Genomic DNA, 14,719 nt, shown 5'->3' on the forward strand with positions numbered 1-14,719 from the left:
ATAAGAATTTAAGATGGACTTTAAAGGTCGTACTTTGTCTTCACTATAAAACTCACGAAGGTCTAGAACTTTGAACAGTTCATTTTCGTGGGTTTTTATATTTAGTATAAGTTCATTAATAAAGTAATGTAAAAAAATTTATAATCAAAAATTATGATAAAGTTAGTAAAGTCTATTATAATGATTAATATAAGGCTAATATTATGAAAAGACGGAGTTAAATTATATGAGCAAAGAAATAGATATATTAAAAATTTCAAATTATGATAAATTCAAGTGTATTGCTGATAAATGCAGATTTACATGTTGTCAAGGATGGGACGTTAGTATAGACATTGATACCTATAATAAGTGGGAAAATGATAAGGCTAATTATATTTTAGATAGTGTAAAAATAAAAAAAACCGGAAATAAAACAGAGTATTTTATTAATAAAGAAAATCATGAAGCTTGTCCGCTTTTGGATAAACAGGGATTATGTCAGATAGTGAATAGTCATGGAGAAGAATACCTATCATCAACATGCCATACATTTCCTAGAATAGAGAATATCTTTGAAAATAAAAAGGAACTTTCATTATCATGTGCATGTCCTGAAGTAGTAGAGCTTATAAGCAGTATAACTGGAAAAATAAATATAATTTCAGAGAATGATACTAATTTAAAAAGTAATTTATTAGAACTTAGAATCAGGGATGCTGTGGTTAATATCATGCAGCAGGAAGCGTTTCTATTAGAAGAGAAGTTAATTGTTAGCTTTCAAATGCTATTAATTATTTTAGAAAAGTATAACTTAAGAGAAGATGGTTTACTAGAAGAGTTAGAAAGGTATAAGGTTAGGGAGTATATACAAGAACTTATAGATATGTATAAGGGAATGGATTTTAACATAAACGATTCAGTTGAAGAAATTAATTATCTATTTCTAGATATTATAAAGAATTATAAGGATGTTTCTAGTTTTGAAATTCTTCTTGGGGATATTTCAGACTTTGCGGAAAACATTGAAATTGAAAGTCTTTCAATTAAGTGGAATGATTATAAAGATGTGTTTAAAGAATATAATATGTTAAGTGAAAATTGTATTGTATCTGATATTTTAAGCAGCTGCATAAGTAATGATATTGAAGAGATGATTATTTCTTTTCAAATGATTATACTAGAGTATTTATTAGTAAGGTATGCCGTATTTCTAAAATATTGCTTAAATAAAACTAAAAAAATAGATATAGAAGATATTAAAGAGTATATTGTGACGTTTTCAAGAATTATTGGGAACAATACGGAGGCTGTTACAGAATTTATTAGAGAGGGTTTTGGGGATGATATTTTGGAAATTGGATATTTGTGCTTTATAACTTTATTTTAAGGCCAGAAAAGAAATAGTATAAATGAGGTGATAATATGATTTTAGTGAATTGTGCATGGAGGCAGGATGATATTATTAAAGCATTGGAAAGCGTAAAGATAGATAATCAAAATGCATTTAAAGTTGTAAAGGTTGAGGGAATAAGAATAATTTTTGATACACTTTTCGAAGATATAAAAGGTGTAAAAATGGCAAGGGAATCAATAAAAAAGATTCCGGGATATCAGGCGTTGGTTATAGATGTTGTGCCGGTTGTTAATAACAATATGTTTGAGGGATATAATAAATTATTATATTAAATGATAATTTATTATATCTTATGAAACTAAGAAACGAGCTTTATAACCAATATAAGAAACCCGCGACAGATTTGTCGTGGGTTTCTTATATCCATAAGGGATTTTACAATATTTCTAGTATTTCTATTGAATATTTGTCTTCAGGGGCATTAACTTCAGCTATGTCTCCGACCTTCTTACCTAACAATGCCTTACCTAAATCTGATTCAATACTTATACGCATGTTTTCAGGATCTAGATCCATAGTAGTTACTAATGTGACAGTAACTTCATCATCATCATCTATAAATCTAACTCTGGCTTTACTATTAATTCCAAGTGTAGACTTATCTGTGCTTGAATCATCGATTATAGTTGCAGTTGAAATCATGGTCAATAAGTATTGAATTCTGTTATCATTTTCCCTATAATTTGCACAAGCTTCTTTATATTCTGCATTTTCTGATCTATCGCCGTGTGCAGCTGCTGTTAATTTTTCCTTTGCTATTTCGGCTCTCCTTACAGTCATTCTATATTCCAATTCTTCTTGTAATTTCTTCATATTCTCTTCAGTCAATTTGTTATTCATAAAAACTTAATCTCCCCACGGTATATATTATATTAATATTATATAGTATATAAAAAAAAATAAAAGTTAATTATTTAACAGCCAATATTATAAGTGTAAGATAAGTGATGTAGTAGAATAATTAAATATAGAAATATGAATAAATTGTATTAGAGGTATCATGTTTTAAAACAGCGAAAGTTTTACTTTTAGAAGAAAGTGGAATAGAATTTGAAGAAAGGGATAATAATCTAGAAAAACATGTTTTAATAATAGATATATATGTTTGGCTAATTAATTCATCATTTCGAGATAGGCAGAAATTAAAACTATAGCACGAAAGTCTGACTTTAATATTTCATTAATAGAGTCAGATTTTTATATTTTGACAAGTTACATATTTATAAAGGTATGTTTAATTTTTCTATAAGTTATGGTGATAAATTAAGAAAATGATAAAATGTTACAAATTGTAATTTTTGCAAAAATGATATATAATAAAGGCAAAATGTTATGGACATATAGCAAGGTTTTTATGATTGATAAGAATAGAATTTGGAGGCATGGGTATGGGCAGAAGAGATTTTTCTGATTTAGAAGAGGAAATTAGAGAAACGGTAAAGAATGCATTTGATGCTATTGATTTTGCTAGGATTAAAAAAGATGTTGATGATAAAACTGCAGACGCTATTAATGAAGTTAAAACAACCTTAAAAGATAAATCATATCATTATAACAAAAAAATAAAAGAAAAAGTTAAGAATAAATATAGAGATATGGGTGTAACAAAAAAAGAAGAAAATAAGATGAAAATGTATATTGCTAAAAGACCAGCTGGAAGTATATCGGGAATAATTTACACAGTATTTGGGGCTATTTTGAGTGGATTATTTGGAATTACACTAATTTCAATATCAATTTCTAGTTATTTTATTAGTGGGTTTTCAACTGTCCAAACTATTACTTTAAGCGGTTTATTTGCGCTTTTTGTACCAAGTGTGGGGCTTACATTAAAAGGAATAAGTTTGAGAAAAAGGATAAAGCGTTTTAGACAGTATATACGATCTCTTAACAGTAATAATTATTGTTCTATTGAGGAATTAGCTGTCTCAATTAAAAAGAAGAATAAATATGTTATGAAAGACTTAAGGAAAATGATTGACCTAGGAATGTTTCCTCAGGGTCATATTGATGATAAAAAGACATATTTCATGTTAAGTGATGAAGTTTATGAGAATTATTTAGCATCTCAAGAAGCTCTAAAGATGCGTAATGAAGAAGAATTAAAAAGACAAGAACAATTAAAGCAAGAAGTAAATGATCCTGCTAAGAAGGAATTAAGAACTACAATTGAAATGGGAAGAAATCATATAGAGCAAATAAAAAGTGTAAATGATGCTATACCAGAAGAAGAGATCTCAGTAAAATTGTCTAGACTTCAAAATATTGTAGCTCAAATATTTAAGCATGTAGAGCAAAATCCTAAGAAATTGCCAGAGGTTAGTAAATTCATTAATCATTATCTTCCTATGACTTTAAAGTTAGTTAATTCATATAAAGAGCTTAATGACCAACCAGTTCATGGGGAAAATATAAAGAATGCTAAAAATGAAATTGAAAAAACAATTGATATTATAAATTTTGCTTTTGAAAATTTGTTAGATGATTTATTTGAAGAGATTGCTTTAGATATCTCTACAGATATTTCTGTTCTTGAAACGTTGCTTACGCAAGAAGGACTGACCAAAAATGATTTTGAAAAGTAATAATAAAAAAGGGAGGAATTGAAAATGAATGATGGGTTTGAAGAAAATATTGATATCACTCCAAGCTTAACATTTGAGCCATTCCAGGAGGAGGCCTCGGTTGTTAAGATACAAGAGGAAGAGAAAGCAGTAGACGCTATCGATGATAGTTTTTTAACAGATGAAGAAAAGAAAATGGTAGACCAGTTCGTAGAAAAAATAGATGTAACTAACTCAAATTCAATTCTACAATATGGAGTTGGTGCACAAAAGAAAATTGCAGATTTTTCTGAAACAGCTTTAGGTAATGTGAAGACTAAGGATCTAGGAGAAGTAGGCGATATGCTTACTAATGTAGTAGTAGAGCTGAAGAATTTTGAGTCCGTAGATGAGAAAAAAGGATTTTTAGGACTTTTCAAAAAGACTACAGAAAAGTTTTCCCAAATGAAAGCAAAGTATGATAAAGTTGAGGGAAACATAAATAAGATTTGTACCAGTCTTGAAAATCATCAGATACAACTATTAAAAGATATTGCTATGCTTGATAAAATGTATGAAATTAATAAAGTATATTTTAAGGAACTTTCCATGTACATTTTAGCAGGAAAAAAGAAGCTTGCAAAATTAGAAAAAGAAGAACTTCCTAAGTTAGCGGAAAGAGCAAGAATAAGTGGTCTTCCAGAGGATGCGCAAGCTACAAATGATCTTGTAGCACTTTGCAACCGATTTGAAAAAAAGATTCATGATTTAGAATTAACTAGAATGATATCTCTTCAAATGGCACCACAAATTCGTTTGATTCAAAATAATGACTCTCTTATGTCAGAAAAGATACAATCTACTATTGTTAATACTATTCCTCTTTGGAAAAGTCAAATTGTTCTCGCTCTTGGAGTAGCGCATTCGAATAATGCTGCTAAGGTTCAAAATGAAGTAACAAATATGACAAATGAACTTTTACGTAAAAATGCAGAAACACTTAAAATGTCAACAATAGAAACAGCTAAACAATCGGAACGTGGAATTGTTGACATTGAAACTCTTAGAACAACTAATGAATCGTTAATTTCAACTCTTGATGAAGTACTTCGAATACAAACAGAAGGACGTCAAAAGCGTAAAGCTGCAGAAGCGGAATTACAAAACATTGAGGAACAATTAAAAAATAGATTACTTCAAATGAAGCAATAAAATGGAAACTACATACTTCAAAGGTATTGTGAAGCACTTAAAGTGAAGCAATGAACAACCGAAATAGAATACATATATGTTCCGCAGGACTGTGAAAAATTTCACTGTGAATATCTAAATGGAATGTTGCACCACTTCTGCGTGTTCCTGTGACAAGCACAAGACAAGCAAAAGTGGAACAACTTCCCATTAAGATATTCTAGCAGCTTATTTTTCAATGCCTGACTCCACATATATTCCATTTCGGTTGCTTAGAAGTAAACTTTAAATAACCCCTTAATACAAGTATTTTCATATTTCGGATGCTTCACAATACCTTTAAATTGAGATTTTGTAAGATAAAATTTATTTTACAAAAAATATTGACAATAAATATAAAATAAGATATCATAAGAATATAAATTAAACGCTTACATATAAATATTGTGATTGTTACTGATTCGATCAGGCGAAACCTTAATTAATGAGAAGAGATATGAATAGTTCTCTTTTGATTAATTAGGGTTTTTATATTCTAATATATAATACATAGTGATTGGGGGATAGGAATGATAATAAAAAAGATATTTAATAATAATGCTATTTTGGCTAAAGACTCAAAAAAACAAGAGATTGTTATTATGGGGCGTGGAGTTGGATTTAAAAAAAGTGTAGGAGATGAAGTAGATGAAAATCTAATTGAAAAAACTTTTATACTAAAACAAAAAGATGCCTCAGAGAAATTTAAATTATTATTAGAAGATATTCCTACAGAACATGTTTCACTATGTTACGATATTATTGAATACGCCAACAATATATTAAGTGTTGAATTAAATGATTATATATATGTTACTTTAACTGATCATATTAGTTATGCATTAAAATTATTTGAGGAGGGACTTAATCGTCCTAATGCGCTAATTTGGGAAATTAAGAAATTTTACCCCAAGGAATTTGAAATAGGGTTAAAAGCATTAGAATTTATTGAAGATGAGACCAATAAAAGATTACCTGAAGATGAAGCTGGTAATATAGCTCTTCATTTAATAAATGCGCAAACTAATATTTCCAGCAATAAAGTAGAAGATATTGCCCATCAAACAAAAATGATACAAGATATATTAAATATAATTAAGTACACATATAATATTGCACTTAATGAAAAATCTCTTAATTATGAGAGATTTGTTACACATTTAAGATTCTTCTTTCAACGACTAAATAAAAATGAAAAGATGGAAAAAGAAGAGGATGATTTTTTATTAAAGCAAGTTAGAACCAAATATAAAAAAGCATATGAGTGTATGTTGAAAATACAGAAGTATTTGGAGAAAGAATTATCTGATGAAGAACAATTATATCTAACTATACACATTCAACGTGTAACTCAAAGATAAATAAATATAAAATGTTGGATTGTTACTGGTAAAGCAGGCGAGACCAAATATGGATAGAAAATTTATGTCTATCTATATTAGGTCTCGTTTTTTTATAAAAATATATAATAAAGGAGAAATATATTATGAAGTATGAACAATTAGCAAAAGACATTATAAAGAATGTCGGTGGAAAAGAAAATGTTAATAGCTTAACTCACTGTATTACTCGCTTGCGTTTTAAATTGAAGGATGAGAGTAAAGCAAATACTGATATATTGAAGAATATGGATGGTGTTGTTACAGTTGTAAAAAGTGGCGGACAATATCAAGTAGTTATTGGAAATCATGTTCCAGATGTATATGCAGATGTTGTTGCTGTAGGTGGATTTGCTACAGCTTCAGAAGATAATTCAAATGAAAAAATGAGTCCATTTAATAAATTTATAGATACTGTATCAGGTGTATTTACTCCGATTCTAGGAGTACTAGCTGCAACAGGAATGATCAAAGGATTTAATGCATTATTCATAGCTTTGCATATACTTAACACCACTGATGGAACTTATCAAATTTTAAACGCAACTGGAGACTGTTTATTCAACTTTTTCCCAATTTTCTTAGGGTATACAGCAGCCAATAAGTTTAAAGCGAATAAATTTATTGGTATGGCAATAGGTGCAGCATTAGTTTATCCATCATTAGCAGGATTAACAGTGCCTCCAGCTCAGCCTCTATATACTTTATTTGCGGGTACACTAATTGAATCACCAGTTTATATAACTTTTCTAGGAATTCCGGTTATACTAATGAGTTATACATCAAGTGTTATACCAATTATTTTAGCTACATATGTAGGTGCTAAAATTGAAAATGGATTTAAAAAGGTAATTCCTGATGTAGTTAAAGCATTCTTAGTTCCATTTTGTACATTACTAGTTATTGTTCCTTTAACCTTTATAGTTATAGGGCCTATTGCAACTTGGGCAGGTAAATTACTTGGTGCTTTAACACTTTCCATTTATAGTTTAAGTCCAGTAGTTGCAGGGTTATTTATGGGTGCTTTCTGGCAGGTATTTGTTATATTTGGATTACATTGGGGATTTATTCCTATAGCAATAAATAATCTAACAGTATTACATCAAGATCCAATTCTCGGACTTATATTTGCAGCTTCATTTGCTCAAACAGGTGTAGTAGGAGCTATTTTACTTAAAACAAAAAATACTAAGTTAAAATCATTATGTATACCAGCATTTATTTCAGGAATTTTTGGAGTTACAGAACCAGCTATCTATGGTATTACATTACCACGTAAAAAACCATTTATTTTGAGTTGTATAGGAGGTTCACTAGGTGGTGCAATATTAGGAATTATGGGTTCTAATATATATATGGTAGGAGGCTTGGGTATTTTTGGAATACCGGGTTATATTGGTCCAAATGGAATGGATAGTGGTTTCTATGGCTCAATAGTTGCCATGATAGCAGGTTTCTTGATTGGATTTATATTGATGTTCTTTACAAAGCTTGAAGATGATGCAGATTCAAGTAAAAGTATGAACGATTCAAACACAGTAAATCCTTTAGTTAAGCAAGAAATATTGGTGAGTCCAGTAAAAGGTGAAGTTAAATCTTTATCGGAAGTAAAAGATGAAGCGTTTTCAAAAGGAGCACTCGGAAAAGGTATAGCAATATCACCAACTGAAGGTAAAATAGTTGCTCCTGTAGATGGAGTTTTGACAACATTTTTCCCAACAGGTCATGCATTAGGAATCACAAGTACTAATGGTGCTGAAATATTAATTCATGTGGGAATGGATACTGTTCAATTAGAAGGAAAACATTTTTACCCTAAGGCAAAACAAGGAGAGAGCGTAAAGAAAGGGCAAGTATTGTTAGAATTTGATGTTAAAGCTATAGAAAAAGAGGGATATTCTTTAATAACACCTGTAGTTATTACTAATTCTGATAATTATTTAGATGTTATTGAAACTGATAAAAAAGTTGTTGATTATAATGAAGATTTGCTAAGAGTCATGATTTAAAAAAATAAGAATTCAAAGCATAAGAGGAAATTTGTCTTATGCTTTGAATTTTAGTAATAATGAAGTAACTGAATTTATATGACACATGAGGAGGAAATGATTATGTCAAAAGGTTTTTCTGATGGATTTTTATGGGGAGGAGCTACTGCTGCAAATCAATGTGAAGGCGGATATTTAGAAGGAAACAAAGGTTTATCTACAGTTGATGTGATTCCTGCAGGTAAAGACCGTTTTCCAGTGATGCTTGGAAAAATGAAGATGTTTAAATCTGATGAGGAACATTATTATCCAAGCCATGAGGCAATTGATTTTTATCATAATTATAAGGAAGATATAGGCTTATTTGCAGAAATGGGATTTAAGACTTTTCGTTTATCCTTATCATGGGCTCGAATATTTCCAAATGGAGATGATGAAGTTCCAAATGAAGAAGGACTAAAATTTTACGATAATGTTTTTGATGAATGTCTTAAATATGGGATCGAACCATTAGTAACAATAACTCACTTTGATGTGCCAATGCATCTTGTAGAGACAATTGGTTCATGGAGAAGCCGTAAAATGGTAGGTTATTATGAAAGATTATGTGAAGTTATATTTGAACGTTATAAAAACAAAGTAAAATATTGGCTTACATTCAATGAAATCAATATGTTACTACATCTACCTTTCATTGGCGCTGGATTAGTTTTTGAAGAAGAAAATGAAGAAGCTATAAAATACCAGGCGGCACACCATCAATTAATTGCAAGTGCAAAGGCTACCGAAATAGCGCATAAGATAAATCCGGAATTTAAGATTGGTTGTATGCTAGCTGCAGGTAATACTTACGCGAATACTTGTGCACCTGAAGATGTATGGAAAGCTATGGAAAAGGATAGGGAAAACTATTTCTTTATTGATGTTCAATCTCGTGGAGAGTATCCAAATTATGCAAAGAAGATGTTTGAAAGAATGAATATTTATTTAGAAATGGAAGAAGGGGATGAAGAATTATTAAGAAATAATACAGTTGATTTCATCTCTTTCAGTTATTATGCATCAAGACTAACCAGCGCTGATCCAGAAGTAAATGCGCAAACAGAAGGTAATGTATTTGCTACGTTAAAAAATCCATATTTAAAAGCAAGTGAGTGGGGATGGCAGATTGATCCTCTTGGGCTTAGAATCACTTTAAATTCTTTATATGATCGCTATCAAAAGCCATTATTTATAGTTGAAAATGGATTGGGAGCTGTTGATACTCCGGATGAGAATGGATATGTTGAAGATGATTATCGGATTGAGTATTTAAGAGAACACATTAAGACTATGAGAGATGCAGTGATTATTGATGGTGTTGAACTTATGGGCTATACTCCATGGGGATGTATTGACCTTGTAAGTGCATCCACAGGAGAAATGAAGAAAAGATATGGATTTATATATGTTGATAAAGATAATGAAGGAAATGGTACTTTAAAACGTAGTAGGAAAAAGAGTTTTGGATGGTATAAAAAAGTTATAGAAACTAATGGTGAACAATTATAGGAATAGTAGTTTTTTCTATAAAGGTATTATGAAATACTTAGAGTTAAACAGTAAATAGCTGAAATATAAGACATATATGTTCCTCAGGATTATGAAAAATATCGCTGGGAATATCTAAATGGAAAGTTGCACCACTTCTAAATGCTCCTGTGACAAGCGCAGGACAATTTGAAGTGGAACGATTTTTCGGTAAGATATTCCGACAGCTTATTTTTCTATACCTGCTCCACATATATGTCTTATATTTCTTTGTTTTGCTATAACTTTAAGGATTCCACAGATACCTACCTAATTTATATTGGAATTGTAGTAAAGATTGCAAATCTTTCTCTTTCGATTGTATAGAAGTAACATTAAAGTATCGCTAAACTACAAGTATTTTTATATTTCGAATTCTTCGCAATACCGTTATATAAAGAAAAATAATATGCTATCGATAATATAGTAAAGGTTTTGTTGGAGAATCAATAATAATTATGTTATATTTTATATATACATTCTATTATGAATCAAATGAAAAATACATTTTTAGTACTATTATGACTTTTGAAAAGAGTAGAAATATGTTTCTCTATTAGTCAATAAAAGTTAGGAATTATATAAAGTTTAAGTAAGGGGTAGAGGCATTATGAATAACAATATATTATTAGAATCAGGTACTGGAGAATTAGAGATTATTGAATTTATTGCAAACGGAAATCATTATGCAATTAATGTAGTTAAAGTTAAAGAAGTAATAGAAATGCCAAAGAGTGGGTTAACTAAATTACCAGACCCTAAACCAGAAATAGCCGGACTAATTTTGTGTAGAGATGAGATTCTTACTTTAATTGATTTAAAATATGTTTTAAGTAAGAGAGAAGCCTTAAATCTTGGATCTAAAGTTATAGTCTGTGAATTCAATAAGATTAAAGTTTCGTTTAATATCGATGATATAGTAGCGGTTCATCGTATTAAATGGAGCGAAATAAGAAAACCAGATGACTTATCAGAAAATTCATTAGCTGTTGGAAATATTCTTTTAAATGGTAAAGTATTAATTATGTTAGATTTTGAAAAAATAGTTACAGATATTTGTCCAAGCGTTGGAATTAGTGAGGATAGACTTATCCAGGTAGATTATAAAGATAGATCACATATAAGATTAGTATTAGCTGATGATTCGGCTTTGATTAGAAGACTTTTGAAAGATACTCTTACAAAAGCAGGATTTAAAAATTTGAGAATTTTTGATGATGGAAGCCAGGCGTTAGCCTATCTAAGAGGGCTTGTAGAAGAAAGCGGAGAGAATTTTATTAAAGAAGCACAACTGCTTATTACAGATATTGAAATGCCTCAGATGGATGGGCTTACGTTAACAAGAAGAATAAAAGAAGATGAAAAATTAAAGAAATTACCTGTTGTAATATTTTCATCATTAATTACACAAGAGTTAAGACATAAAGGGGAGTCTGTTAAGGCGGATGCTCAATTGAGTAAACCTGAGGTAAGTGAACTTGTTGATACCATTGATAGATTATTAGGCATTTAATAACAAAAAAATAGATTATTAAGTAAAAAATAATTAATAAATAATAAAATTTAATTGAAGCATTTGAATTAAGGTATGGGTTAATAAGCCATACCTTTTTATTAAATTAAATAATATCGTGAAAGAATAAAATATATAATTGCGTTATTTATGGAAAATATTGTATAATACTAAATGTACAAATTATCATGTAGCTTTTAAAAAGATAAAATACCCAATGTTATAGACGATTGTAAAGGGGGAATAGTCACATAGAATACATGGATTGTAAAGTGTTGAGAACGGATGGAGTTCTTATAAGATATTAGGAATAGGGTATTTTTAATATTAACAGGAGGTTATTATGGAGACGGATGAATATAGGTTAAATAATATAGTAAGAGGTATTATTACTTCTTTATTTACTTTGTTTGTTTTTGGATTAGTCTTTTTTAGTAATGTAACATATGTCTCAGCTAAAACTTTTAGTGAAAAGTCGGCTAAAGATTATACTTTATCATTACAAGAAAAGGAAGGCATAAAAGAACAGATTACAGGAGCTGAGATAAGCTTGAAATATGATTCTACAGTCCCTGAGGGAATTTCTTATGATGAAAATTTATTAAATGAACGCATAAATAAACTTCAATGCTTTGATACTAGTAAAGTGATCCGATCTCAAAATGCTAAGCTAGTTTATGAAAATAACAGCTTTGTAATTTGCAAGGAGATATATGGAAATAGCATAAATAGGAGCGCTTTATATGAAAATATAGTAAAAGCTATTAATAACAGAGAGACAGAAATAAATTTGGAAGAATTAAAGTGTTATGAAGAGCCTAAGTTTGTTACAACTTCTTCGGAAATAGTTAGCGCTAAAGAGACGCTTAATAGATATATATCTGCTAATATAACTTATAATTTTGCAGGACAAACGCGAACTTTAGATGGATTGGCAATAAAAGATTGGATAATTATTGGAGAAGACTATGAAGTAAGCCTTTATGAACCACTTGTGAGAAAATATGTAGATAGTTTAGCAGATGCCTATACATCATTATTAGGGACAAGTATAAAAGTTAGTGGAGGTTACGATGGAAATAATCATAGCTGGATAATAAATAGAGAAGCTGAAACGAGTGCGTTAATAGAAAATATAAAAAATGGACAAACTATAGAAAAGCATCCAATATATGCTCAAACTTCAGCAGCTAGTTATTTTAGAAACGTTGGAGGTACTTTTGTAGAAATAGATATGACTAAGCAGCACCTGTGGTATTACAAAGATGGTTACTTAGTAGTAGAAGGTGATGTTGTTACAGGTAATGCAAACGCTGGGCACTCAACACCAGCAGGAGTTTATAGACTTTACTACAAACAGAAAGATACTGTGCTAAGAGGTGAAGACTATGCAGCACCAGTTAGTTTCTGGATGCCGTTTAATGGAAATATTGGGCTTCATGATGCAAACTGGAGATCAGAGTTCGGAGGAGAAATATATAAGACAGATGGTTCTCACGGATGTGTAAATGCTCCATACTATGTTGCAAAAACAGTGTATAATAATATAAATTCAGGTGTAGCTGTAATTTGTTATAATTCCTAATTTGGGAAAATGATATTTTAGTAAGATAATTGCGGCTTATGAGATAGATGAAATATTAATATAAAAAAAGTAAATTGTATCCATACAATTTACTTTTTTTATTTTGTGTGATATTTTATTAGTATTAAAATCTGAGAAAAAGAGGAGGGGACTTTGATGAACGATAAATTTGTTTATGCTCCAGGGCCTACAAGTGTAAAGGAAAATGTAAGATTAGAAAGAGCTAAAGCAACTACAAATCCTGATGTTGATGAAGAATTTGTAGAATTTTATAAGAATACTTGCGATAAGATCGGCAAAATAATAAAGACTAAAAATCCAGTATACATATTAAGTGGGGAGGGGATTTTAGGATTAGAAGCTGCATGTGCCACACTTACTGAACAGAGAGATAGAGTGCTTGTTTTAGACAATGGGATTTATGGAAGAGGATTTAAAGACTTTGTAGAAATGTACGGAGGAGAAGGGGTATATTTTTCGGATGATTACAACAAAGCTATAGATATAAATAAATTAAAAGAATTCTTAGAAAAAGATCATGATTTTAAGTATGCAACAATAGTTCACTGCGATACGCCAACAGGAGTTTTAAATGATTTATCTAAGATATGTCCAATGCTAAATGAGTATGGAATTATAACCGTTGTAGATTCTGTTTCAGCAATGGCTGGTGAAGATATACAGGTGGATGATTGGAAAATAGATATAGCTTTAGGTGGATCGCAAAAAGCATTTTCAGCTCCGGCTGGATTAACTATGGTTAGTATTAGTGAAAAAGCTAAAGAAGCCATGAAAAATAGGAAAACTCCAGTAGTAGGTTTTTATTGTAATCTAAATATATGGGAAAATTATTATGAAAATAAATGGTTCCCTTATACAATGCCAATAAGTGATATTATGGGTTTGAGTAAAGCCGTTGATAATATTTTAGAAGAAGGAATTAAAAATGTACTTAATAGGCATGAAAAAATAGCGAATGCTACAAGAAAAGCAATTGATGAGTACGGTCTTGAGCTATTTTTAGAAGAAGGATATTCTAATACAGTTACAGCTGTTAAAATACCTGAATGCATAGGTGCATTAAAGCTTAAAAGTCATATGCTATGTAAGTATAACACCTTAATTATAACTTCGTTAAAACCTTATGATGATGTTATCTTGAGAATAGGACATATGGGGGAAAATGCAAGGGAAGAAAAGATGGTTTTTGCATTAAACATAATTGATAATGGGCTGAAAGATTTGGGATTTAAAACTGATAATGAATTAATTAGATTATTTAATAAATACTTAAAAGAGTAAAATTTAGAGTATTACGATAATATTCAAATTAATATTAATTTTTGAAAAACATAGTTTGTTGATGAAAAATAAATAATAAATACATAAGATAGTGTAAAGTAAGCTATGAAAAAATAGAAGTAAAAATCAATCTACACTATTAAGTAAAAATGTTTAATTTTACAATTTATCATTTGATTTTGTGTATGACAAAAGACCTCCGTCGCCGAAGGCA

Annotated in this window: 11 protein-coding genes; 10 read left to right on the plus strand and 1 reads right to left on the minus strand. The window is 29.9% G+C overall.

The annotated features are described in order from the left end of the window. The first annotated feature begins 226 nt into the window (after positions 1-226). Positions 227-1,369 (plus strand): flagellin lysine-N-methylase, encoded by a 1,143-nt coding sequence (gene fliB / locus CLCHR_RS06360; RefSeq protein ID WP_079438863.1) that lies wholly within the window; start codon positions 227-229, stop codon positions 1,367-1,369. Positions 1,370-1,404: 35 nt separating this feature from the next. Next, positions 1,405-1,668, plus strand: a complete 264-nt coding sequence (locus tag CLCHR_RS06365; protein WP_079438864.1) for a hypothetical protein — start codon at positions 1,405-1,407, stop codon at positions 1,666-1,668. Positions 1,669-1,771: 103 nt separating this feature from the next. Here CLCHR_RS06365 and CLCHR_RS06370 read toward each other — a convergent pair whose 3' ends face one another. Beyond that, a complete protein-coding gene (locus CLCHR_RS06370) occupies positions 1,772-2,236 on the minus strand; it encodes a GreA/GreB family elongation factor (protein WP_079438865.1) in 465 nt (154 codons plus the stop codon). A gap of 548 nt (positions 2,237-2,784) precedes the next feature. Here CLCHR_RS06370 and CLCHR_RS06375 point away from each other — a divergent pair. From CLCHR_RS06375 to CLCHR_RS06410, 8 genes are all read left to right on the plus strand, one after another. Next, positions 2,785-3,981, plus strand: coding sequence for a 5-bromo-4-chloroindolyl phosphate hydrolysis family protein (locus tag CLCHR_RS06375; protein WP_079438866.1), 1,197 nt, complete (start codon positions 2,785-2,787; stop codon positions 3,979-3,981). 24 nt (positions 3,982-4,005) lie between these two features. Then, positions 4,006-5,151 (plus strand): toxic anion resistance protein, encoded by a 1,146-nt coding sequence (locus tag CLCHR_RS06380; protein ID WP_079438867.1) that lies wholly within the window; start codon positions 4,006-4,008, stop codon positions 5,149-5,151. A gap of 548 nt (positions 5,152-5,699) precedes the next feature. Further along, positions 5,700-6,530: a BglG family transcription antiterminator LicT gene (licT, locus tag CLCHR_RS06385; protein WP_079438868.1), complete on the plus strand. Its 831-nt coding sequence runs from the start codon at positions 5,700-5,702 to the stop codon at positions 6,528-6,530. 125 nt (positions 6,531-6,655) lie between these two features. Next, entirely contained in the window at positions 6,656-8,557 is a 1,902-nt protein-coding gene (locus CLCHR_RS06390) for a beta-glucoside-specific PTS transporter subunit IIABC (RefSeq protein ID WP_079438869.1), read from the plus strand. Between the two features lie 102 nt (positions 8,558-8,659). Beyond that, on the plus strand, positions 8,660-10,087 hold the full coding sequence (locus tag CLCHR_RS06395; RefSeq protein ID WP_079438870.1) for a 6-phospho-beta-glucosidase: 1,428 nt from the start codon (positions 8,660-8,662) through the stop codon (positions 10,085-10,087). Between the two features lie 628 nt (positions 10,088-10,715). After that, positions 10,716-11,618, plus strand: coding sequence for a chemotaxis protein (locus tag CLCHR_RS06400; protein WP_079438871.1), 903 nt, complete (start codon positions 10,716-10,718; stop codon positions 11,616-11,618). A gap of 343 nt (positions 11,619-11,961) precedes the next feature. Next, positions 11,962-13,203 carry a L,D-transpeptidase family protein gene (locus tag CLCHR_RS06405; RefSeq protein WP_079438872.1) on the plus strand — a complete coding sequence of 414 codons (1,242 nt, stop codon included), beginning with the start codon at positions 11,962-11,964 and terminating at the stop codon, positions 13,201-13,203. A gap of 156 nt (positions 13,204-13,359) precedes the next feature. Continuing rightward, positions 13,360-14,505: a pyridoxal-phosphate-dependent aminotransferase family protein gene (locus CLCHR_RS06410; protein WP_079438873.1), complete on the plus strand. Its 1,146-nt coding sequence runs from the start codon at positions 13,360-13,362 to the stop codon at positions 14,503-14,505. Positions 14,506-14,719 lie beyond the last annotated feature (214 nt).

This window comes from Clostridium chromiireducens, assembly GCF_002029255.1.
Classification (GTDB): Bacteria; Bacillota; Clostridia; order Clostridiales; family Clostridiaceae; genus Clostridium; species Clostridium chromiireducens.

Bases quoted from the DNA above. Each gene is read 5' to 3' on its own strand.
- CLCHR_RS06380 (WP_079438867.1), top strand. From the start codon at position 4,006: ATGAATGATGGGTTTGAAGAAAATATTGATATCACTCCAAGCTTAACA.
- CLCHR_RS06395 (WP_079438870.1), top strand. From the start codon at position 8,660: ATGTCAAAAGGTTTTTCTGATGGATTTTTATGGGGAGGAGCTACTGCT.
- fliB (WP_079438863.1), top strand. From the start codon at position 227: ATGAGCAAAGAAATAGATATATTAAAAATTTCAAATTATGATAAATTC.
- CLCHR_RS06375 (WP_079438866.1), top strand. From the start codon at position 2,785: ATGGGCAGAAGAGATTTTTCTGATTTAGAAGAGGAAATTAGAGAAACG.
- CLCHR_RS06365 (WP_079438864.1), top strand. From the start codon at position 1,405: ATGATTTTAGTGAATTGTGCATGGAGGCAGGATGATATTATTAAAGCA.
- CLCHR_RS06370 (WP_079438865.1), bottom strand. From the start codon at position 2,236: ATGAATAACAAATTGACTGAAGAGAATATGAAGAAATTACAAGAAGAA.
- CLCHR_RS06405 (WP_079438872.1), top strand. From the start codon at position 11,962: ATGGAGACGGATGAATATAGGTTAAATAATATAGTAAGAGGTATTATT.
- CLCHR_RS06400 (WP_079438871.1), top strand. From the start codon at position 10,716: ATGAATAACAATATATTATTAGAATCAGGTACTGGAGAATTAGAGATT.
- CLCHR_RS06410 (WP_079438873.1), top strand. From the start codon at position 13,360: ATGAACGATAAATTTGTTTATGCTCCAGGGCCTACAAGTGTAAAGGAA.
- CLCHR_RS06390 (WP_079438869.1), top strand. From the start codon at position 6,656: ATGAAGTATGAACAATTAGCAAAAGACATTATAAAGAATGTCGGTGGA.
- licT (WP_079438868.1), top strand. From the start codon at position 5,700: ATGATAATAAAAAAGATATTTAATAATAATGCTATTTTGGCTAAAGAC.